This window comes from Lutimonas saemankumensis (assembly GCF_020171465.1).
Taxonomy (GTDB): Bacteria; Bacteroidota; Bacteroidia; order Flavobacteriales; family Flavobacteriaceae; genus Lutimonas; species Lutimonas saemankumensis.
This window is the reverse complement of sequence record NZ_JAIUZR010000001.1, coordinates 69,632-92,330: the sequence shown is the minus strand read 5'-3', so window position 1 is coordinate 92,330 and position 22,699 is coordinate 69,632. Positions and strand designations below refer to the sequence as shown.

Here is a 22,699-nt window from a genome sequence, read left to right as displayed (position 1 = left end):
TACCCCTTAAAAATGATCACAAATTGTCAGCTAAAAATTGCATATTTGTCTTAATGTATTCTCTGATCAAAAAACCGGATGAAATGCCCTGGATTTTAATACCGGGATTGTAGGTTTATTCCCGGAACTTACCCTAAAAATTATTTTAACTTTTAAACAATAAACATGAATAAAGTAATCGTTATCGGAGCCGGTATGGTTGGGAGTGCAATGGCAGTTGACATGGCCCTAAATCACGAAGTAACCTTAACAGACATCAGTCCATCAAGGCTCGAAAAGATAAAAAAATCACATCCTCAAATACATATTCAAAAGTTAGATGTGACCCATAAAGAATCACTGCAAAATCAAATTCAACCCTTTGATCTCGTCATTTGTGCAGTTCCCGGATTTCTGGGTTTTGAGACCTTAAAATCCATAATTGAAGCCAAGAAGAATGTTATCGACATTTCTTTCTTTGCTGAAAATTCACTTGAACTTGACCTTTTGGCAAAAGAGAACAATGTAACGGCCATTGTGGATTGTGGAGTTGCTCCGGGTATGGATAACATTATCCTTGGGCACTATAATGAAATTATGAAGCTAACGGATTTCGAGTGCCTTGTAGGAGGACTTCCCAAGGAGAAAAAGTGGCCGTTCTGTTATAAGGCTCCTTTTTCCCCTATCGATGTAATTGAAGAATATATCCGACCTGCAAGATATGTAGAAAATGGCCATGAAGTGGTCCGTGAGGCCCTTACCGACTGCGAATACATTCACTTTGACAAGTTAGGTACCTTGGAATCCTTTAATACCGATGGCTTAAGGTCGATTATTCATACCATGCCCCACATTTTAAACATGAAGGAAAAAACCCTTAGATATCCCGGGCATGTTGAGTATATCAAGGCTTTGAAAGAAAGTGGTTTTTTTGATAAGAATTACATTGAGGTTAAAGGAACTAAAATCTGTCCTCTTGATGTGACAAGCTCTATACTTTTCAAAGAGTGGAAACTTGGCGAGGAGGAAGAAGAAATTACTGTGATGCGGATTACCTTAAAGGGTGAAAACAGTCTGGGACAAATTGAAGAAGTTACCTACGATCTTCACGATGAATATTGTCATTCAACAAAGACCTCATCAATGTCAAGAACCACAGGATACACCGCCACTGCAGCTGCAAACCTTTTCCTTGAAGGATTATTTTCAGAAAAAGGAGTCTTTCCTCCAGAGTTAGTGGGAAGACACAGACCTTGTTTTGAATATTTTCTGAATTATTTAAAAGAGCGGAATATTCATTATGTAAAAAAATCAAGGATCCTGGAAAAATAAATTCAAATAACGGTCTCAAAATAAATCTCTAAAGAGAAAAAACCCTCAGGTGAACCTGAGGGTTTTTTGTTTAAAAGTTGTGTTTTAATCAAGAGATCCTTTCACCGTCAGCCTTGATCTTTTCAAGTTGTTTTTTCAATTTAACTGCCGCAGGAGTTATGGCCAATCCTCCTAACCCCGTACATTTAACACAAGTTGGCATGTCGGCGCTGACTCTTTCCACGGTATCAAGAACCTGATCAAGAGGAATTAGATGGGCAAAACCTGAGAGAGCCATGGTAGCAGAAGATAAAGCATTAACTGCAGCACTTGTGTTCTTACCCAGGCACGGAGCTTCTACTCTGTCGGCAATGGGGTCACACACCAAACCTATCATATTTTGAATTGCCATCGATGCTGCCCCGAGGGCCTGACTGGCATTACCCTCGAACAGTTCCACTATTGCAGCTGCCGCCATTCCGGCAGAAGCACCACATTCTACCTGACAGCCATGTTCTTCGGCTGAAAATCCCGGCCCCATGGCAAAATAGGCTCCTACTAAACCAGATGCAAAATAAGCCATAATTTTTTCATCCATACTCGCTTCAACCTCATCCGATACCGCCTTTAAAGCCGCACCAACCGTCCCGCAAGAACCAGCAGTGGGATTGGCAACGATAACCTCCAGAGCACTTTTAGATTCCATTATTGCAGCAACATTGGCCACAATCTTATTGATAATGGAACCTTGAAGGATATTTCCTTTTTTCTCAGCTTTAGCCACAAGATGCGATTGCTGCGGCAGAATTCGGTCTTGAAAGTCAGTTCCGGCCAGACCAATGGAAATACTTCCTTCTATAATCTCTATGAGCTCGGTCATTTTATCTTTTAACTCATTCTCAGAAAGTCCGCTTCGATATCCTTCATACATCAAACCAAGTTCCCCCAAAGACATATTTTTACTTCTACTGAATTCAATGAGTGAATCAATTGAAGAAAATGGGAGTTCCTTCTCCCTTCCTGAGATTACCGGCATGATTGGAACTATATTGCATACTTTCATGACTTCCTTCCAATTTTTGATATGTTCCTCAAGGTCTTTTCTAAAAGGATCTGCATTCTCCATGAAATGCAAATTAAAATCAGGCATCTCAACTACCTTCAAATTAGATCCTTGCGGCTTCAACTTTTCCAATTCATTATTTAAATTGTCCTCAGACCAGATAAGAAGTCCATAACGATCTCCTTTCATCTTCACCCTGCATTCATCGATCTTCTGGATCTCAAAGGAACCTCCACCCAATGAGGCCGCCAGTATTTTAACTTGATCATTTTTATCTGAGCCAAGAGTCAGCTGCATGCTGTTGGCATGTGAGTTTTCAAAAGAGCTGATATTGTAATTTATCTGCACACCTCTTTCTGAAGCAATTCTTTCATTTTGTTTCATGGCATCATCTGACATATCTATTCCTAACAGGCCCCCATTCATACCCAACACTGTTCCCTGTTCTTCATAATTCGTTACCCAAGCCCCGTCTTTGTCAAATTCGATCAAAGCTTTTCTTAGGTTTCCCTCAATCATTTGAACAGCCATCATCCCAACTCTCCAGGAGGCAGCTGTATGAGAACTGGACGGCCCCCTCATTACAGGGCCAATTACATCATTAAATATGCTCGGCAAGTTTTTCATAATACTGATCTTAAAACAATTATTGCAAACGCTGAAAACCGCTTGATTCGACTAAAATTACACATAAATTTTTAAATCATTATTCTGCTGAAAGTCTTATTAGGTTCATTTTTTAATTTGGAAACAAACCTTTATTTTCGTGAATGCCTTCATTCAGCTAATACAGAATAAAAATGCTAAAAAAATATTCCATAGCCTTATTTACGATTATAGCCATAATCTCACCGTTTCTGATGCATGCTCAAAAGGATCAAATTCCGATTGATCCCGTGCTAGAGAAAGCCAGTGTCAGACAACTGATAAAAATTGGTATGATCACGGAGTCGAAACCGGCTAAATTAAAATTTGGGGTCTACAGTTCGGATAACAGAAAGGGGGCGGGTAAGAAAGAAGGAAATGATGTCAATGAACTTCTTTTTTCTTTCGAACTTAAGAATAACAAAGGGGATTTAGCCAAAATAGATGCTTCAGGAAATCAAAAAGGATCAAATAGTGCTCAGGAAACTCAAGGACTGAATGACATCAGTATTTATATCACTACGAGTCTGGATGAGGAAGACCTTTGGGTATTGCTTATCAATAAGCCAGAAGATGCCACCGACCTATCGCTAAAAGATATCTTCCTGACAAATGGCGAAGAAGAAATTCTGTTTAAAAATGTCGTAGGCGATCCAACTAACAAATCAGAAAATACGGCACCAAAGGGAATAGAAGCTTTTATTGATGAATACCCTATCGGGGCCATGCAATACTATTCCGGCGGCTCATTCAGCTATAAAAAATTTATATGGATCTCTGAAAAAACAGAACCCCAGACACAGCTGATCCTGGCAGCCGTTTTTTCTTCTATTTTGGAGGTGGCTGACTACTTTCAGGATATAGGATTCACGGACTAAAACAGAAATGAATATCAGATTTTTCCTAAAATTTTATCACTGGCTTTCATGTCATAGATATCTGGAATTAAAACCATGAAATCGATCTGGATCAACTCTCATAGCTGTCCTTAAGATCCAGTTTGCACAATTCCTCAAGGGTTTTTCCAATTTTCTTTGTAACGTCCTTAAAAAAACGTTCTCCTTTTTCTTTGGAAGCGAATTTTGGGTTTCCTATACCAGTATCTTCACTTACTTCTGACCATTTTCGCTCTGTCCAGAGCCATTGTTCTGAGAAGGCTGTAATCTTGTGCTTTTTTTCTTTCCCTTCACCCCATTCCTCTTTTGGCAGGACAAGTTCAGGCTTAAAATACATGATCAGACTGGTTTCCATCTCTTCGGCATGATCTCCATCCAGCTCGAAGTATTTTAATCTATCCAAGGCCTGAAACCAATTGGAACTGCACAAAAACATTTTTGGAAACTCCAAACCTAATTCCCGGAGCATGGTTTTAAAATCATTCCCGCCATGACTGTTAAAGATCAATAATTTATAAATGCCTTGCCGGTTTAAAACTGTTATAATATCTCTTAGAATGGATAGTTGAGTTGAAGGGTTTAAATTAATATCGAGATAAATATCACTTTGACCTGTATTCACTCCAAACGGGATGGTAGGCAGGACAATTAATTTGGCGCCATTTTCCCAGGCCAGTCTTGCAGATTCAGCGGCAAGATATTCTGATTCTATGTTATCTGTGCCATACGGTAAATGATAATTATGAGCTTCGGTTGCTCCCCATGGCAAGACGGCCAGTTCTATTTTTTCATTTTTAAGATGTTTCCAGTTGGTTTCGGCAAGGATATAGGGTCTCATAACAAATTATTTATTTGGCTAATTCAACCTTTTCCAATCCAATGGCCATTGCCTCAGCATAGGTGAGAATTAACACTTCACCAATACGAAGTTCTTTCATCAACTCCTCATCTTCCATTGGAATACTTACGTAATTCCCATTGGGGCCACTTACTGTTGCTACCATAAAAGGCCTGTTCAATGCTTCAATTGTCACTACGGCCTTTACCAAGGCTCCGACTGCAGCTGCCGGATCAACTCCTTCAGGAGCCTTACCTGCTTCGGCAATCATCTGAACCGGCTCTGCTATTTCTTCGGGAGTCGGATCCCTGAATTCCGCCTTTAAATAGGTGTAATATTCAAATTTTATAACATCGTCAACAGCAATTTCATCAAATCGTTCTACTTCTTCCCCAGCGGTCATTGTAACTAATCCGCCATCGTTACCCATTAAAGTGATTTCTCTGGTTTCTGCATTGATTTCAGTTACAGTTCCCTGCATACTAACCTGGTCCCATTTTTCACGAGATGGCCTTTTTTCCTGGGAGAGAAGGTCAACTGATGTTAAAAAAAATAAAGCCGTAGCAAGAATGCATGATTTGAATGATTTCATGGTAAATGGTGGTTAAGGTTTGTCATATATTTCAATAGCTAAGATAAGGCATTCTTAACTTTCTTTTGCTTAATCCATATAAAATTGAATTCCTTTGGTAACCCTGTTATCATGATCAAATAGAGTGGTATTATCCCAGTGAGAACCTGTTCCCCAAAGCGTCTCGCAGTCAGTAGATACCCAAGCGGGCTCCCAATATATGAGTCCTTCACCTCCGGCATCTTTTACACTTTTCTTCAAACGAATCAAATAATCCAACTGGCCCTGTTCTGTTGCAGGATACCCAGGAACAAGTGCGTCATTACCCAAAATATTGTTCGCAGTATCGGCATTCTCCATGGTAAAAGGATAGGCAGTTTCAACTACCATAAGCCTTTTTTTATAGGTTTGGATCAAAGTCCTGAAAGCGTTCTCAACATCATTCAAATCATATTCCGACCATTTGGGATAATAGGACAGGCCAATCCAGTCAAAATCAGATATTCCGCTCTCTGTCGCTTCTTTAAACCACCAGATACCGTTTTCCGGCTGTGCGATATGGAGCATAACTTCAAGCTCAGTATCCTGCTCCTTAGAAACAGTTCTTACTGCTTCAATGCCCTTATTGATTAAATAGGAATTTCTTTCCCAATCTATAGGCCATTTCAATTCGCCGTCCTGAAGGATCATCGGATTGATCTCATTTCCTACCTGAACCATTTCCGGCAGTAATCCAACCTCTGCCAAACGGGTTAATGTGGAATATGTATAATCATAAAGTAAATTTCCCAAAACCTCACGGTCGTTGATATGTTCTTTCCAGGCTTCGGGAATTTGCTGTTTATGTGGGTCCGCCCAGGTATCTGAATAATGAAAGTCCAGCAAAACTTTCATATTTTCCTCCCTCGCTCTTTTAATGGTAAGTGTAACATCTTCAAAATTAGAATATGCCGTCCACTCCGGGTTATGCCATAGACGTACCCGGATTAAATTGGCTCCTGCATTTTTAAAAATCGAATACGGATTCTTTATTTCATTATTTGAATTTCTGAAGACAGCCCCGCAATCAATCATTTCATTAACATAGGATAGATCGGCACCCAGATAGAAACCTACCTGTGAATCTGACTCTCCATTTATAATCTGATCATCGCCACCATTAGCAGTAGGGAATTCGCTCAAAGTTTCCTTTTTTTCACAAGAGATAAAAACAATGAATCCAAAAACGAAACTAAGAATGATTATTATGATTTTCATGGTAAAACCCTTTAACGAGTAAACTTAAAACATTTAAAAGAAAGATTTATGAATAATGTGAATTTTATAATTACTGCTGTCCTAATGAAATATTTATCTTATGAAACAACTCAGAGAATAATTATCTTTAACAGAAAATTAATTGATCCCACTTATGACAGCACTTGAATCGGTATTACTACTCAAAAAGAATATGTCAAAATCCATTATTGGCCAGCAAAAATTGATTGAAAGGCTTATTTTGGTTTTACTTTCCAATGGTAATATGCTTTTGGAAGGATTGCCGGGACTGGCAAAAACCAGGGCTATTAAATCTTTGGCAAATGAACTTGATTGCGGCTTGAGCAGAATTCAGTTTACCCCGGACCTTCTTCCTTCGGATATAACAGGAACCGAAATTTATCAGCCTGAGTCAAAAGAAAAGTTCATTTTTCAAAAAGGCCCAATATTTAGCAATCTGATTCTGGCGGATGAGATAAACAGATCTCCGGCAAAGGTACAGTCGGCACTTTTGGAAGCCATGGAGGAACGCCAAGTTTCGGTAGCCGGAAAAACCTATAAAATGGATCCTCTTTTTATGGTATTGGCCACCCAGAATCCTGTAGAACAGGAAGGTACCTATCCTCTTCCGGAAGCACAAATGGATCGGTTCCTGATGCATGTCATGATCGATTATCCAGATGATGACTCTGAACTTGAGATTTTAAGGTTAAACAGGGAGGAGCAATTCGCCAAGGTCAAAGAAGCGAAAAAACTGTCTCCGGAAGTAGTATTTGAAGCGAGAAAGGAAATTGATCAGGTTGCTATTTCGGAAAATATGGAGAAATACATTGTTGATCTTGTATCTGCCACAAGATATCCAAGTAAATACAGTGAAGAACTGGCTAGCTGGATCGATTTTGGGGCGAGCCCAAGAGGAAGTATTGCCATGGACCGCTCGAGTAGGACCCATGCCTGGATGAATGGTAAAAACTTTGTAGATCCTGACAATATAAGAGCCGTGGTGCATGACTGTTTACGTCATAGGCTTATCCTAAGTTATGAGGCAAATGCAGACGGGATCACCCCGGACCAGGTTATCGACGAAATTTTAAAGCAAGTTGCGGTAATAGCCTGATCGCCATGACTGAATCCGGTAAATATCCAAAAAACATCTTTGTATCCCTGAATGATCTTTTAAAAATGGAACACTTTTCAAGGGGTTTCAGTTTTTTGGCCAGTAAACAGAAAGTCAGGAGCATTTTGGGTGGAAAACATGCCTCTAAACTGAGGGGTCGTGGACTGGATTTTGAGGAAGTTAGAAATTACGTTCCGGGAGATGATATCAGAAGTATTGACTGGAAGGTTACGGCCAGAACACAAAAGACGCATTCCAGAGTGTATAGCGAAGAAAAGGAAAAGCCGGCACTGATAGTGGTTGATCAGTCCAAATCCATGTTTTTTGGCTCACGTAATAAGACTAAATCAGTTGTAGCAGCTGAACTCGCAGCACTAACGGCTTTTAAGGTTCTTAAAGAAGGTGATCGAGTTGGTGGTATCGTATTTGCCGATAATGGTATTGATATCATCTACCCTAAAAGAGATAGAAAAAACATTCTCCGTTTCCTTGAAAAAATAGTCACGAGAAACAGGGAATTAATCAATACAAAGCCCGTTGAGTTTGAAAAGGCTTTGACAGAAACCATGGCTAAGGTCAAGAATATTGTGACACACGACTTTTTAGTCATTATCATTTCTGATTTTTTCAGGTACAGACCGGAAGTAGTAAAATTTATCACCAGGATATCACGTCATAATGATGTTATTTTAGCGAAAGTTTACGATCCGATGGAACAGTTTATACCTGATGCGAAATTAGTTGCTGGGAACCAGGAGGAACAGCTTCTAATTGATGGTCAGAAGGCTGCACTTCGAAAGGAATTTAAAAATGTATTTGATAATGAATTTGAGCAATTCAAGGCGAAGATGAAAAAGCATCGAATACCGGTTCTATCGGTTGATACGATTAAGGAAACAGATGTTCAAATCAAAGAAATACTAAAAGGAAAATGATCTGGATAATCAAATTTTTCAATGCCCTCCCCAAGGTTGATTCCGAAATTGTGATTCAGGAATCTGAGAAAATTGGTGCAATTGAAGATCTGGGACCTTTATTGGAACCTGATCCCATAGGGTATTCATTTAACACTCCAGGCTGGTATTTGATTGGTTCACTTCTTCTTATGGGCATCCTTTACGCATCTTACAGATGGATGAAAAAATACAGGTCCAATGCTTACAGAAGGGACGCCATAAAAGCTGTCAATGAACTCAACAATTCGCAAGACTCGGATGATGCAGGGTCTCAGCTTTCTGCATTAATGATAATTCTTAAAAACGCGGCTCTTAAAGCATATGGAAGAAATGCTGTGGCAAGCTTACATGGAAATTCCTGGCTTATTTTCCTTGAATCAAAATCAAAAAATACACATTTCAGTCAATACGAGTCTATGATTTCAAGATCTATCTATGAAAATCATGCTCCGGACAAAAGTGAACTGAACGAATTGAGGAATCTTTCAATAAAATGGATCAAAACGCATGCCTGATAACTTTGAAATAGCGAATCTCTGGGTTTTACTTCTTATACCTCTTCCTTTGCTGGTTTACTGGCTATTACCTCCTTTAAGAATTAAAAGTGCCTCTTTACAGGTTCCCAATTTAGAAAAGGCGGCAAGTATTACCGGATTAAAACCGAGAAAATCGGCGTTAATCAGTAAGAAAAATGTATTGATTTCTGTCTTACTTTTTATCGTCTGGTTGCTGCTTCTATTTTCATTTGCGTCGCCAAGATTGGTTGGTGAACCTGAATTAAAGGTCAAAACCTCAAGAAATTTCCTCATCGTAGCAGACATTTCATTCAGTATGGCCAATACGGACTGGACGATCGATGGAAAAAGAACGACACGTTGGGAGGCTGTTAAAAGCGTTATGCATGAGTTTTTCGAGAAGCGTACAGGAGATCGGATGGGACTTATATTTTTTGGATCGAGTTCCTACATCCAGGCGCCCTTCACCTCAGATCTGTCAACTGTAGATCAGTTACTGGAAGAAGCTGATGTTGGTATGGCCGGGCAAATGACAAATATTGGAAAAGCCATCGTAAAAGGCATTGAAATGTTTGATCAGGATACGATTAAAACAAAAGTAATGCTGGTGTTGACCGACGGAGTTGATTCCGGAACGGAAATTTTGCCACTTGATGCAGCCGATCTGGCAAGAAAAGACAGCATCCATATCTATACATTAGGCATCGGAAATCCTGAAAGCGCCTCATCTGATCTTGATGAAAATACCTTGACCGAAATAGCAGAAATGACTGGGGCTCGTTATTTCAGGGCTATCGATACAGAAGCACTCTCAGAGATTTACGATGAACTGGACAAACTCGAACCCATAGAATATGAAGAAGAAAGTTATGTTCCAGCCACATTATTATACCCCTACCCCCTGCTTGCGGCGATAGGGCTGACTATTATTTTATCCTTGATCAGAGGATTTCAAAAATTAATAAAAAATAAAAAAGCATCTTAATGAACGAGGGGCTGTTACATATCAACTGGGAAGAATTCCATTTTTTGAGGCCTCATCTTTTGTGGTTGTTGATCCCTGTGATCCTATCTTTTATAATAGCTGTTTCAGGACTCCGGGAAACGATCAAATGGCAAGAGGTAATCGCCTCTCATTTACGTCCTTTTATGATCAAAAAAGGAAGTGAAAACATAAAAAAATGGATGCACCTCGCGTTATTTATCACCCTTTCACTTGGTGTCATTGGTGTATCCGGGCCAACCTGGCAAAAAATACAGGAACCGGAAAAGATCCTTGAAACTCCTATGGTTATTTTGCTCGACTTGTCTCAGAGCATGATGGCAACAGATATTCAACCTTCAAGGCTGGAAAGATCCAAATTCAAGATCAGAGACTTTCTCGATTCAAAACCAGGAGCAAGAATTGCCTTGATAGGATATGCGGGTACGGCACATACCATAGTTCCCTTGACCCGAGATTATAAAATCATCAATAGTCATATTAAAACACTTTCTCCGGACATCATGCCTTTTCCTGGTAGTGATTTGCAAAAGGGTCTTGAACTTGCAGACTCCATCACCTCAATGTCCAGTGCCCCGGGCCATGTGCTCCTGATTTCTGATGATTTTAGTGAAGAAAGCTTTATCACCATACAGAAGTTTGTGAATTCTAATAATAATTCCCTGACTGTACTCCCTATGAATACAAAAGTTGGTGCTGTAGTGCCGGCCAGAAGTGGAAACAGGGCCTTTAAGGATAAGCAGGGAAAAGAAGTTTTCTCTTCTCTGAATCAAGAGATCCTGAATAAAATCAGCTCGCTTGAACAAGTGACCATTAGCCCGCTTACCCTTGATAATAGTGATATGCAATTTCTTGCAAAAAACATTAGCCAAAATCTTGAATTCAAGGAGGACCAGGAGGAAAAAGAAGATAACTGGAAAGATGAGGGCCTCTGGCTGGCCGTTCCTTTTGCCATCATTGTTTTGGCATGGTTTAGGAAGGGGTGGGTGCTTTACGGACTACTCATGGTATTTAGCTTAAGCTCCTGCTCTAAGGAATCAACCTTTGCTGATCTTTGGAAGACCAAAGATTATCAGGCACAACAGGAATATGATAAAGAAGAATTCCTTAAGGCCGCGGAATTATATCAGGATCCATTAAGAGAAGGAATAGCATGGTATAAATCTGGAGATTATAAGAAAGCCATTGAAGCCTTTCAAAAAGATACAAGCGCCATGGGAGCATACAATCTGGGTCTCGCTTACTATGAAAATGGTGATTATGCCGAAGCTGCCATAGCATTTGACCAGGCGGTTCAGTTAAATCCGGATCTGGAGAGTGCCGGTAAAAATAAGGAGAGATCTCAGCGAATGCTGGAGGGTGAAAGTCCAGTGGACCCGGAAGAGGCTGAGGAAGTGAAGGATGAACCCAATACGGAAAATATTGAAAATAAAGACATGGAAGATCTGGGTGGCGGCGGACAGGAAGCCACAGAGGAAGACATGAAACAGGAGCGAAAAGAAGAAACCGTAGGAACCGATATGAGGACAGGGAAGGAGATGGATGAAGTCCCGCCTGATTTTGAATCAGGTAAAAGTGAAAACTCCCAGAAAGTTTTGATGCGCAAAGTTGATGACGATCCTTCCTTATTTTTAAAGAGGAAATTCAATCATCAGGTGAAAACCCACAGGATACAACCAAGAAACAAGGAAATAACATGGTAGGAAAGGTCAAAAATAGCATCATTTGCATCTTACTGTTCTTTGTTTCAGTTTATATGTATGGACAAAGCAGGGTTTTCAGTGAAATAAAAGTGAATAAAAATTCCGCCTATGTGGGAGAACCCATTCAGGTTAGCGTCGGAATTTATACCTCTACCTGGTTTACATCAGGTGTTAATTTTGGTAACATCAAGGTCAACGGGGCTTTTACTGTTTATTTCAGATCAGTATCAGTCAACAAGCAGGTCAATGGTAAAAACTATGCAGGTGTTGAAGCTATCTACAATGTCTTCCCTTATGACGATAAAGATCTTGTTTTTCCTTCATTGGAACTAATCGTTGAAACCCCAAACGAAGGCGATTACAAGGGAATAAAAAGAAAGGTAATCACAAAAGAAAGAGAAATTGATGTCAAAGATATTCCAAAAGGATTTGACAAAGACAACTGGCTGGTTTCATCCAATGTCTATGTCAATGAAACTTGGCAAGGAAACCTGACATCTGTAAAAGTGGGAGATGTTGTTGAACGCGAAATTTTAAGAAAGGCCTCAGGAACCGTGGCTGAATTGATCCCTCCCATTGTATGGGATAGCATTAATAATGTGAGTTTATATCCAACAAGGCCAGCGATAAACACAAATAAGTCAAAAACTGCAATTAGCTCCTCAAGATCTGAAGGCGTTCGCTATTTATTTGAGAAAGAGGGTACCGTAATCCTTCCTGAAATAACCGTTACCTGGTGGAATTCCAGGCAGCAAAAACTTTATAAAAAAACAATTCCCGGAAAAACCATAGAAGTACTTCCAAATCCTGATCTTGGAATGCTGGATAGTGTCCGGGATTCTTTGCTTATAGCTTCACCCGCCTTAGAGGATGATAAAATTGACAAATCGGAAGAAAAAATCTTCGGACTCACTTTAAAAGAATTTTTGACCCTTTTAAGCGTCGGAGTTTTAGTTCTCCTCATTCTTTATAGAATCTTAAAATGGCTGCTGGTCTCTAAGGGGCTTTTGGCCCGAATCAAAAACAAGAGGGAAGCCTACCTTAAATCCGAAAAATATTATTTCCAACTTTTCTTAAAACAGGTAGGAAAAAAGGACAATAAATCTTCCTTGAATGCCCTGTACAAGTGGATCGATCATCTGGAATTGAAAGAACCAACACTAGTCTTTTTTGCACATCAATATGGCTCCAGGGAGTTCCGGTCAGCATTGGATTTAACCGATGGTGACAAAAACGCTATCATTTTAAATAACCTTCATGGGATTAAAGAGGCAAGAAAGAATTATTTAAAAGGCTTAGTCGATAACTCAGCTAAACAAAAAATTCAAGGTAAGAATCCATTTCAATGGATCAACCCTTGAAGCTGTCTTAGTATTTAAATCATCCAATCGAAGAAAGAAAGAAAGAAAGAAAGAAAGAAAGAAACTTCCCAGGACATACAAACTAAAAAAATTACAGTTCTCCTTTTTTCATTTTTTCAATGGCATAATTTGCCGCGCGGGCGGTAAAAGCCATGTACGACAGGGATGGGTTCTGACATGCCGAGGAGGCCATAAAAGATCCGTCGGTAACAAAAAGATTAGGAACATCATGACAGGCATTCCATTTATCTAAAACGGAAGTCTTTGGATCTTTACCCATGCGCGCCGTCCCCATTTCATGAATGCCATCTCCAAAGATCCAGTCTTCCGGACTCGAATGCTCAATATTCGTAAATCCAGCCTTTTCAAGAATCTCTCTCGCGTGCACCTTCATGGCTTCCATAATTTTCTTCTCATTTTCCTTTAATTCACAACTGATATGGAGAATTGGCATTCCCCATTCATCCTTTTTTTCGGGATGAAGGGTGACCTGATTGTCATAATAGGGAAGGCATTCTCCATAGCCGCCCAATCCCATGACCCATGGGCCGGGTTTTTGAAGTTGGTCCTTAAATTCTCCCCCTATACCGCTGATATAATTACCTAATTCCCAGCCGAGCCTGCTTGCACTCCCCTGATAGGCAAAGCCCCTGACGTAATCCTCCTCCTGTCCATTCAAATTTTTAAATCGTGGAAGATATATTCCGTTGGGTCTGTGACCGTTATAATAGCCGTCTTCGAAGCCCTGATATACGCCACGGGTATCTATGGTATAATGATCCATCAAGTTGCGCCCAAGCATACCGCTTGAATTAGCTATCCCATTTGGAAAACGCTCCGAAGTACTGTTCAACATGATCTGGGTACTGGGCAAGGTTGAGGCACACAGGAAAATGACTCTTGCAAAATATTCCGTGACCTCCTTGGTTTCGGCGTCAATTACTTTGACTCCACTCGCTTTTCCCTTTTCTTTATCATAGATAATTGAGTGAACTATGGAATTGGACCTAAAGGTCATATTTCCCGTTTTATGGGCATCCGGAAGGGTTACACTTACACTGTTAAAATATCCGTTGAAGGGACAACCCGTCTCGCACATATTTCTGTATTGACATGGTCCTCTCTCATTATGCCTCTCTGTTAGATGAGCAGTCCTTCCTATAGTCAGCGTCCGGTTATCATAATTTTTCTCTAAGGATTCCTTCAGGTGTTCTTCAACACAATTCAGCTCCATGGGCTTTAAAAATTTCCCATCGGGCAACTGCTCAAGGCCCTCATTTTGTCCGCTGACCCCAATGTATTGTTCTACATAATCATACCATGGCTCAATGTCTTTGTAACGAACCGGCCAGTCCACCCCGTGGCCATCCTTTGCATTTGCTTCAAAATCCATTTCGCTCATCCTGTAGGTCTGCCTCCACCATAACAGACTTTTTCCACCGGTCTGGAATCCTTTGATCCATCTGAACGGTTTGTCAGGGGGTGTGGAATAAGGATGTTTCTTGTCACTTGCAAAAAAATGCTTGGTGGCCTCATTAAAGGCGTATACTCCCTTCTGGATATGATATTCTTCCTTTGTTTCCTTTGTTGGCCTTTTTCGGAATTCAAATTCCCAGGGGGCCATGTTTGTGGTTGGATAATCCTTGATGTGTTCAACCATCCTTCCTCGTTCAAGTACCAGGGTTTTCATTCCTTTTTCAGTAAATTCTTTGGCCGCCCATCCACCAGACATACCCGAACCAATCACGATGACATCAAATTCGCTTTCTCTCATACTTATAAAATCCTTATCGATTACCCACTATGTTTTTTTCCTCATTATCAATTGTTATGCAGCCATTATATCGTCCCGGGACAGGTAAATAATTCATACTCTTCATACCGGGCTCAGAAGTAAAGTAAGCCCAGAGAATGATTTGTTTCGAGGATTTAAAAAACGCTTCCTCAGCACCGGCATTGTCCAGCTTTTCCAGATAGGAAATCTTTAGAGACTGATCAAGATCCAAAAAGGGTTTCCCATTTTCTTCTGCACAGGTTTCCATAAAACTTTTTAATCCAGCCTGAAACTTGTTTTTTTCTTCATCTTCCAGGAACTCGCCATAAAGTTTGTCGATAAATAAAGGAACACCTGCTTCAATCGCTCCGGGCGTTTGTGTTTTAGGAAGAATTAAATCTGACATATACCAAAGCGTATCAAACTCTTCTTCATTGAAATAAAGAGGGCTATCCGAGGTTGGCCTTTCCTTGGCACAACTTTCCAGGGACAGGATGATCCCGGGACTCAGGCCCAGGCCGATAGCTGTAAAAACCGAATTCTTTAACAATTGGCGTCTGTTCATAGTGTAGCAAATAAAAGCCCTAAAAATAAAAAATTTAAACTACTTGCCGAAGGACAAATACAACAAGAATAGTATCAGATAAACGATCAGATAAAAACGATAAAAGTTCCTGAGCTTTAAAAAACCTTGGCCGGGTGGACTGTAAAACCCAAAAAGCGCTTTGGTTTCTTTGACAAACTTTGGTTGAATGTTTATGACCCAGTGATCGGTTTGGTAAACCATTTTCCTGAATCGGCTGCGATAGTAAGTTAGTGGCAGGCCCCAGATAACAAAAAGTATAAGCCATATGTGTTCTCTTAGAAAGGTAATCATGACTTTCTTTTTGGAAACCAGGGAATAAAAGAACTAGTCCTTTTGATATAATCTTCGTATCCTGGTTTGTTTACCGAAAGAGACTTTTCCAGTAATGACACACCGGAAATCTTCAAAATCAAATAGGTCATCAATACTGCTCCCAGACTATACCAGTAAGCCCCGGACGCTATTGCAATCAAACCGTAGCCCCACCATACGGCAGCGTCACCAAAGTAATTTGGATGTCTTGTATAACGCCATAAACCATGAGTAAGCAGTTTTCCCTTATTTGCCGGATTCTTTTTAAAGGATGCCAATTGATAATCACCAACAGACTCAAATACAAATCCGATCACCCAAATCAAAACTCCTGTATAATCAATGAAATTTAACTCATCGGATATTGTCTTTTTAAAGACCCCTAAAAAAGGTAGAGCGATGATAAGGATCAGACCCCCCTGTAAAAGAAACACCTGAAAATAACTAAACCACCAATAACGCTCCCTTCCGTAACGCTCTCTAAACTCCTGATATCTGTAGTCTTCCTCCTTACCGTAATTACGATGCATCAGGTAAAATGAAAGCCTGATCCCCCATAAAGTTACGAGGAGAATCAAAAGATAATTTCGAGTAAACAAAACCTCTGACTGCAAGGCAAGGGTCCAGACAACCAAAACAAAACCCATACCCCAAAAATTATCAACGATGCTGACATTTTTTAGATATATACTGAATAACCACAATAGCGTCATCATGGCAAAAACTCCAATAACAGGCAGAATCATAATCATGGATAGATCATTAAGGTTTGTTTGAACTGTAAGTTACGATTTTTGAAAACAAATATCATTCTTGCTGGTTCAGCCTAAAAAACGAGTAAGACAGTGGAATCAACATTAAACCTGAAAGTATAAAAAGTATAAAGGCATACCTCAACCCTGTGATATGGGCAACATAACCCACTAATGGAGGTCCTATGAGCATCCCTACAATTCCGTAGGTAGAGATTATTGATATTGCCATTCCCGGTGAATATTTCTTGGAGCTACCTGCAAGGGCAAAGGTCATGGGAAACACAGAAGCCACCCCAATTCCAACCAGGGAAAATCCAATCAGAACCGGCCAGAAAAATGGAAACAGAATTACAATGGACATACCCGCTCCAACAATCGAGGCTCCAAGGATATAGGTTTTTCTCATTCCTATTCGATCAACAAGCTTGTCGGAATAGAAACGTGATAATGCCATAAAAGCCATAAAGATCAAATAACCAAGGGTAAATACCTCCTCTCCTACAACTTCTTTAAAATACACACCACTCCAGTCAAACATTCCTCCTTCACAGAGGGCGCCAAAGAAAACCATGAGCCCGAGGTAAAGAATGTACTTATCCGGTTTTCCTAAAATAAGTTTGTTCCCAATTTCGGATCTGTCTTTCGGAATAAGGAAGGTGAAAGAAACAACCGAAATGATCAAACTAAGAATAGCTATGTACAAAAAATGATCCTTCATGGATATTCCAGCCTTCACCATGATTGTTGAGAATAGGGCACCTCCCAGCCCCCCTAAACTCCAAAGGCCGTGAAAGGAACCAATGATCTTTTTTTCTCTTTGTTTTTGCAAGGTCAATGACTGGGTGTTGACGGCAATATTGGCTATTCGTGTGCAAAATGCGAAAAGAGCTACTCCCGATATCAAAGCGGTCAGATCTTCTGCATAACCGATAAGAATCAATGAAAGGCACAAAACAATAAAGGATACCAAAAGGGGAATTCTGCTGTTAAATTTGGATACGAGCCAGCCGGATATGGGTAATCCTATCATGGAACTGATTGGCATTACCAGCAGTAAATTCCCGAGTTCCGCTTCATCAAAATTAAAATTTGTTTTTATCGAAGGAATGCGAGAAGCCCAGGTCGAAAAACCAAAACCCAGAAGAAAGAAATAGATACTCAACGACACACGTTGACTTGAAACTTTATCCATGTCAAAATCAAAATGCAAATATCTTAACTGTTTGTCAAAAAGTAGCAAGCAGAATCCTTTAAAAAGTGAAAAACTTAAACAATTATGGTGTTACTATTTGTTTTTCTCATAGAAATGATATATTTTTGTCTAAGTTTTTTACTATATTCTTAGACATTTTAATTGACAGAAGGAACCCTTTGAAAAATGAAAAGAAATAATAATCGACATAAAAACAAGATCAATGACCTGAAAAGGACAAAATTATCCAATCAAATTTCTTGGTTTGGCCTCCTCGTATTTATGGTTTTGGTTTCATTGTCCTGCGGTTCAGACAATATGGATGTAGTTGACGAAGGTGTAAGAAACTCAGGTTACCAAAGCACACCAGTTAATAACGTTAACAACAATTCAGCAAATGATGAGTTGAAAGAATCAATAACCGCCATTCTTCTCGATAACGGGCACACTGAATTGATCGAAGCACTCGAATATGTCAATGCCGAAATTTATACTCAATTGATTGAGTTATTTGCTTCTCAAAACGTACAGCACACGGTTTTTGCACCGAATAATGAAGCTTTTTTTAAATTGTATAATTGCCTTGGAATGAAAACACAGGACATTTCTGAAATAGGAGACCCTGGGTTAATACGTGATATATTATTATACCACGTAGCAAAAGGAAGACAAGATGCCAACACCATTATACCAAGCGAAAACGAAAGAGAAGTGGAAACTTTATTTGGAAAAGCTCTAACCGTAAAAAATGACAGAACAGTTCAAAGTGTTGGCAGTATAGCCATCATCGGACCGAATGATGCAGATAAAATAGCAAAGAATGGTATCGTACATGTCATTAGTGAAGTACTTTTACCCATTGATCTTGCATGTCAGGGAGCGAATCCCTAGGAAACTTCTTACTAACTAGAAAAATCCGTTTTGGCCGCTATATGCGGCCTTTTTTTAGCTGATCACCTGGTATACGATAACCGGTTCCGATCTATTCTTCATTTGGATCGGCCCAATTTTCTCACATTTAAAGGATTCCTTGACTTTCTCGTAACTTTCTTCTGTGATCAGAATTTGACCGTTTTGAGCAGCTGATTGTAATCGAGCAGCAAGATTCACTGCATCCCCTATTACCGTATGATCAAGTCGCTTTAAGGTTGAAGATCCAATATTTCCCCAAACCATGTCCCCGCTGTTAATACCAATGGAAACTTCGGGTTTGAAAGATTCAATTCCAATACCAATGTCAGCGTTTTCTATTGCCGTTCGTATATCAACACAAGCTTCGATAGCCCTGTCCAGATGAAAGTCACCACTAAAAAAGGCCATCACGGCATCACCCAAAAACTTATCTACATTACCGTCTTGTTTGATAATCTCCTTCACCATGATGTCAAAGTATGCGTTTAACATTTTTACAACCTTATCCGCAGGTTCCTTTTCGCTTATACGGGTAAAACCACATATATCGATAAAAACGACGGTACCTTCCACGGATTCGTTAACCATTATGGCCGACTCATATTCTCGACTTCCCATGAAATTGAGCACGTTCTGATCAACATACATCTTTAAGATATTGTTTTCTTTTACCGCTTTCAAAGTTTCCCTGAGCTGTCTGGCATGCTTCAAAGTCTTTTCCATGGTAAGGGTGAGATCCTTGAAATTAATGGGCTTAGTTATAAAATCAAAAGCCCCTCGGTTCATGGCTGTCCTGATATTTTCCATATCTCCATATGCAGAAACAATCACCGCTTGAATCAATGGGCTCATTTCGTTTAATTTCGTCAATAAAGTAAGCCCATCCATCTCAGGCATATTGATATCACTTAACACAATATCAACTTCAGGATCCTGCAGGATTTTCTCCAACGCATCCAGGCCGTTTACAGCAAAAAGAAATTCATATTCTTTTTTTCTGATTTCCTTACGAAACTTTTGTTTGATCAGTATTTCAAGATCTGTTTCGTCATCAACAACCAAAATTTTCGCCATAACTAAATATTTAAAAGTTCGTTTTTCAAAAGTTTAAAATCCAGGGGTTTCGTTAAAAAGGCGTCAGCGCCTAATCTTTCAGCCGCTTTTCTGTTCTGTTCATCTCCATAAGCAGTGATCATCATGACCACAGGAGGAGGTTTATACAAGTTTTTCTTAATATGCTCCAAAAGTTCCAGTCCACTCATTCCAGGCATGTTGATATCCGATAAAATCAAAACAGCTTCCTGATTGAGTTTGTCCAGGGTTTCGACGGCTTCCTCACCAGAGAACGCAAATACAAAAGTAACATCTCCTTTTCTGATTTCCTTTCTGAATCGCTGCTCGAACAATATCTTGACGTCCCTTTCGTCATCTACTACTAATATTTTCATCTTTCTATATTTTATTCATTTCTATTTTAACCAATCGGAAGCAAAATGCTAAAGGTTGTCCCTTTATCTTTTTTCGTTTCAACTTGTAATTCTCCACCATGGGCTTTTACAATATCATAGCTTAATGACAAGCCTAGCCCTGTACCCTGCCCTGTGGGTTTCGTGGTAAAAAAGGGTTGAAAAATTTTATCCAGTATTTCTTTTGGAACCCCGTTGGCATTATCTTTTACCATAATTTTTATATTCTTCGCTAATTTTTCAGTACGAACTGTCACCCTCGGTTCGTAATCTTTGGCTCCACCTTTCTTTTTTTCATCAACCGCATGAAAAGCATTGGTGATCAGATTGAGTACAACCCGGCCAATATCCTGAGCAACTATATTTATTTTGCCTATTTGCTCATCAAATTCAGTTTTCATTGTAGCATTGAAAGACTTGTCTTTGGCTCTTAATCCATGGTATGACAACCTTAAATATTCATCGCACAGAATGTTTATATCTACAGGCTCCTTTTTACCATCACTGCTCCTGCTATGCTGCAACATCCCCTTAACGATCGAATCAGCTCTTTTTCCGTGGAAGATAATCTTCTGTTCATTCTCATCAATATCTTTGGATAGTGATTTGACCTCATTCAGATTACCCTTTTCGAGTTCTTCCAGCATCTCTTCAATTAACTCAGAATTTACTTCAGAAAAGTTGTTGACAAAGTTCAGCGGGTTTTGAATCTCATGGGCGATCCCCGCAGTTAGTTCCCCTAAAGAAGCCATCTTCTCAGATTGAATGAGTTGGGACTGTGTCGCCTTTAACTCTGTTAAGGTTTCCTGAATTCTTTCTTTTTGTTTTTGAAGAATTCGATTCGCCTTTTGTCTGTTTTTATTATTTCGATACAAAATCAAACTTAAAAGCAGAGCAGTTAAAAGAGCTCCTGCGATACTGATGATCCATAATCGCTGAGCCTTATTTTCCTGCTCCCTCAATTCTTGTTCCTGTTCCAGCAAGTCAATTTCCTTTTCCTTTTTTTCAAGAACTGACCTTACTTCATTACGCATGATCAGGCTCGCAACCTCGGCCTCTTGAGATTCCTTGATCAGGTTGGCATAATTTTTTAAATGTTTATAGGCGAGAATCTCATTATTTCTTGCGTCATATATATCAGACAACAATAAATTCAAATTTCTATTCAATCTCAGATTGCCGCCATCCAGGAGTTCTTCACTTTTCAACGCATACTTCAAGGCATTGTTATAGTCCTTAATCTGATAATAACAATCCGCGAGACGAAAGGCCTCCCACTCATCACTTTGAAACCTGTTTATTCTCAAGGATATTTCCAAGGCATTTTTCAAGAGGGGAATGGCATCTTCGAATTTTTTTTGATCCAAAAGTATATGACCTTCAACACTGTAGTTATCTGCCAGAAAATGCTCCTTGTTTTGCTCGGTAATCAATTCCTCCATTCGATCTCGGTAATAATAGGCCTTGATATAATTTTTAGAATCATACATTGTCCACATTGCCCTGTTATACTCTGCAAAATTGTTCAATTTCAGACCATGTGTTTCGATAATTCTGATCCTGTTCTCCATAGCTTCCGCAGCTTTGGAAAACATCTCCAAATTAGTATAAAGGTTGGTCATCTCTGAATAAACACTTGCCAGCAACAAATAATCCTCGATGGATTCAAAAAAATCAATACATTTTAAATAGTGCTCTATGGCAACAGTCTGCTTATTATTTCTCGCATAATAATTGGCAAGAATAAAATTTAAAGGGCCGGTTTCAGAATTGTCCTGAATGGAAGCCACAAGTTTTTGTATTTCATTATCGATCCTCTGCATTTCATCATTATCTCCCATCCTATAGGCAAGATAGGTTCCGTAGGAATAATATAGAAAAATCGGATAAAGTTCTTCAAGTTCTTTGTAAATATCGATCGCTTCAGCATGTACAGATTTTAACTCAATAAATCTTTCATTTCCAAAATAATAGTATCCCAAATGAGTATAAATGGTCGCTAATATTTCTCTTTGGTCCACATCCTTGAAATGCTCCAGAGCGTCTATCAACTTTTTACTGTATGCATCGGTTATTGGGTCGGGATATCCTTCAGGAACCTGCACTTCAGCAAATGAGTCACTTTTACTGAGTTGGGCATTTAACATTCTCGCCTTTTGATGATGAAAGGCTACCATGTCCCCATCACCCAAAAAAGCGGCCAGAGTTTCATGATACAGAACCTCCCCTTCTTTATATCCTATTTTTTTTGATAATTGTATAGCTTTTATTGTTGCTTCGAATCCCTGTATTAGCTCTCTGTTGTAAAAACTAAGTCGTGCGAATTCATTAAGAAGTCTGACTCTCTCAGTATCCTCTTTAGAACTCTCTTTCAACAAAGTTTTTAAACTATCTATTTTAACAGGATCCACATAGAGTGTATCTTGAGCCCGGCAAGGGGAAAAATAAATGCAAATCAATACAACTACTAACTTAACTGATCTCATA

The 22,699-nt window shown here is 39.5% G+C and carries 21 protein-coding genes; 9 read left to right on the top strand and 12 right to left on the bottom strand.

Features of this window, described 5'->3' with window-relative positions:
- Nucleotides 1-165: 165 nt before the first annotated feature.
- Nucleotides 166-1,311: a saccharopine dehydrogenase family protein gene (locus LCM02_RS00390; protein WP_224926328.1), complete on the top strand. Its 1,146-nt coding sequence runs from the start codon at nucleotides 166-168 to the stop codon at nucleotides 1,309-1,311.
- Nucleotides 1,312-1,399: 88 nt separating this feature from the next.
- Here the strand turns inward: LCM02_RS00390 and LCM02_RS00385 are convergent, their stop codons facing one another.
- A complete protein-coding gene (locus tag LCM02_RS00385) occupies nucleotides 1,400-2,980 on the bottom strand; it encodes an L-serine ammonia-lyase, iron-sulfur-dependent, subunit alpha (protein ID WP_224926327.1) in 1,581 nt (526 codons plus the stop codon).
- Nucleotides 2,981-3,153: 173 nt separating this feature from the next.
- On the opposite strand from LCM02_RS00385, the gene LCM02_RS00380 reads away from it, so the two are divergent.
- Nucleotides 3,154-3,876, top strand: a complete 723-nt coding sequence (locus tag LCM02_RS00380) for a hypothetical protein (RefSeq protein WP_224926326.1) — start codon at nucleotides 3,154-3,156, stop codon at nucleotides 3,874-3,876.
- Between the two features lie 91 nt (nucleotides 3,877-3,967).
- On the opposite strand, the gene LCM02_RS00375 is transcribed toward LCM02_RS00380, so the two are convergent.
- The 3 genes from LCM02_RS00375 to LCM02_RS00365 form a co-directional block, all read right to left on the bottom strand.
- Nucleotides 3,968-4,732, bottom strand: coding sequence for a creatininase family protein (locus LCM02_RS00375; RefSeq protein ID WP_224926325.1), 765 nt, complete (start codon nucleotides 4,730-4,732; stop codon nucleotides 3,968-3,970).
- A 10-nt stretch (nucleotides 4,733-4,742) separates the two neighbouring features.
- Nucleotides 4,743-5,324, bottom strand: coding sequence for a hypothetical protein (locus tag LCM02_RS00370; RefSeq protein WP_224926324.1), 582 nt, complete (start codon nucleotides 5,322-5,324; stop codon nucleotides 4,743-4,745).
- Nucleotides 5,325-5,393: 69 nt separating this feature from the next.
- On the bottom strand, nucleotides 5,394-6,560 hold the full coding sequence (locus tag LCM02_RS00365; protein WP_224926323.1) for a glycoside hydrolase family 53 protein: 1,167 nt from the start codon (nucleotides 6,558-6,560) through the stop codon (nucleotides 5,394-5,396).
- A gap of 154 nt (nucleotides 6,561-6,714) precedes the next feature.
- Here LCM02_RS00365 and LCM02_RS00360 point away from each other — a divergent pair, with 154 nt between their 5' ends.
- From LCM02_RS00360 to LCM02_RS00335, 6 genes are read left to right on the top strand one after another with little or no spacing between them, the layout of a single operon-like run.
- A complete protein-coding gene (locus LCM02_RS00360) occupies nucleotides 6,715-7,677 on the top strand; it encodes an AAA family ATPase (protein ID WP_224926322.1) in 963 nt (320 codons plus the stop codon).
- A 5-nt stretch (nucleotides 7,678-7,682) separates the two neighbouring features.
- Nucleotides 7,683-8,612, top strand: a complete 930-nt coding sequence (locus tag LCM02_RS00355) for a DUF58 domain-containing protein (RefSeq protein ID WP_224926321.1) — start codon at nucleotides 7,683-7,685, stop codon at nucleotides 8,610-8,612.
- Complete coding sequence (locus LCM02_RS00350) at nucleotides 8,609-9,148, top strand: DUF4381 domain-containing protein (protein ID WP_224926320.1); 540 nt, start codon at nucleotides 8,609-8,611, stop codon at nucleotides 9,146-9,148. Before LCM02_RS00355 ends, LCM02_RS00350 begins: the two co-directional genes overlap by 4 nt.
- Nucleotides 9,141-10,133: a VWA domain-containing protein gene (locus tag LCM02_RS00345; protein ID WP_224926319.1), complete on the top strand. Its 993-nt coding sequence runs from the start codon at nucleotides 9,141-9,143 to the stop codon at nucleotides 10,131-10,133. Before LCM02_RS00350 ends, LCM02_RS00345 begins: the two co-directional genes overlap by 8 nt.
- Nucleotides 10,133-11,854, top strand: a complete 1,722-nt coding sequence (locus LCM02_RS00340; protein ID WP_224926318.1) for a VWA domain-containing protein — start codon at nucleotides 10,133-10,135, stop codon at nucleotides 11,852-11,854. The genes LCM02_RS00345 and LCM02_RS00340 overlap by 1 nt, the downstream gene beginning before the upstream one ends.
- Complete coding sequence (locus tag LCM02_RS00335) at nucleotides 11,848-13,215, top strand: hypothetical protein (RefSeq protein WP_224926317.1); 1,368 nt, start codon at nucleotides 11,848-11,850, stop codon at nucleotides 13,213-13,215. The genes LCM02_RS00340 and LCM02_RS00335 overlap by 7 nt, the downstream gene beginning before the upstream one ends.
- A gap of 91 nt (nucleotides 13,216-13,306) precedes the next feature.
- On the opposite strand, the gene LCM02_RS00330 is transcribed toward LCM02_RS00335, so the two are convergent.
- The 5 genes from LCM02_RS00330 to LCM02_RS00310 are packed head-to-tail and all read right to left on the bottom strand — an operon-like array spanning nucleotide 13,307 to nucleotide 17,834.
- Complete coding sequence (locus tag LCM02_RS00330; RefSeq protein ID WP_224926316.1) at nucleotides 13,307-14,989, bottom strand: GMC oxidoreductase; 1,683 nt, start codon at nucleotides 14,987-14,989, stop codon at nucleotides 13,307-13,309.
- A 13-nt stretch (nucleotides 14,990-15,002) separates the two neighbouring features.
- Nucleotides 15,003-15,554: a gluconate 2-dehydrogenase subunit 3 family protein gene (locus LCM02_RS00325; RefSeq protein WP_224926315.1), complete on the bottom strand. Its 552-nt coding sequence runs from the start codon at nucleotides 15,552-15,554 to the stop codon at nucleotides 15,003-15,005.
- A gap of 39 nt (nucleotides 15,555-15,593) precedes the next feature.
- Nucleotides 15,594-15,866: a hypothetical protein gene (locus LCM02_RS00320; protein WP_224926314.1), complete on the bottom strand. Its 273-nt coding sequence runs from the start codon at nucleotides 15,864-15,866 to the stop codon at nucleotides 15,594-15,596.
- The gene (locus LCM02_RS00315) at nucleotides 15,863-16,639 is read right to left on the bottom strand and encodes a DUF1295 domain-containing protein (protein ID WP_224926313.1); all 777 of its coding nucleotides are present in this window, start codon (nucleotides 16,637-16,639) and stop codon (nucleotides 15,863-15,865) included. Before LCM02_RS00315 ends, LCM02_RS00320 begins: the two co-directional genes overlap by 4 nt.
- 55 nt (nucleotides 16,640-16,694) lie before the next feature.
- Nucleotides 16,695-17,834, bottom strand: coding sequence for an MFS transporter (locus LCM02_RS00310; RefSeq protein WP_224926312.1), 1,140 nt, complete (start codon nucleotides 17,832-17,834; stop codon nucleotides 16,695-16,697).
- Between the two features lie 186 nt (nucleotides 17,835-18,020).
- Between LCM02_RS00310 and LCM02_RS00305 the strand changes: the two genes are divergently transcribed.
- On the top strand, nucleotides 18,021-18,725 hold the full coding sequence (locus tag LCM02_RS00305) for a fasciclin domain-containing protein (RefSeq protein WP_224926311.1): 705 nt from the start codon (nucleotides 18,021-18,023) through the stop codon (nucleotides 18,723-18,725).
- Nucleotides 18,726-18,779: 54 nt separating this feature from the next.
- Here LCM02_RS00305 and LCM02_RS00300 read toward each other — a convergent pair whose 3' ends face one another.
- The 3 genes from LCM02_RS00300 to LCM02_RS00290 are packed head-to-tail and all read right to left on the bottom strand — an operon-like array spanning nucleotide 18,780 to nucleotide 22,698.
- Complete coding sequence (locus LCM02_RS00300; RefSeq protein ID WP_224926310.1) at nucleotides 18,780-19,820, bottom strand: adenylate/guanylate cyclase domain-containing protein; 1,041 nt, start codon at nucleotides 19,818-19,820, stop codon at nucleotides 18,780-18,782.
- Between the two features lie 2 nt (nucleotides 19,821-19,822).
- Nucleotides 19,823-20,194 carry a response regulator gene (locus tag LCM02_RS00295; protein WP_224926309.1) on the bottom strand — a complete coding sequence of 124 codons (372 nt, stop codon included), beginning with the start codon at nucleotides 20,192-20,194 and terminating at the stop codon, nucleotides 19,823-19,825.
- Nucleotides 20,195-20,220: 26 nt separating this feature from the next.
- Nucleotides 20,221-22,698 carry an ATP-binding protein gene (locus LCM02_RS00290; RefSeq protein WP_224926308.1) on the bottom strand — a complete coding sequence of 826 codons (2,478 nt, stop codon included), beginning with the start codon at nucleotides 22,696-22,698 and terminating at the stop codon, nucleotides 20,221-20,223.
- Nucleotide 22,699 lies beyond the last annotated feature (1 nt).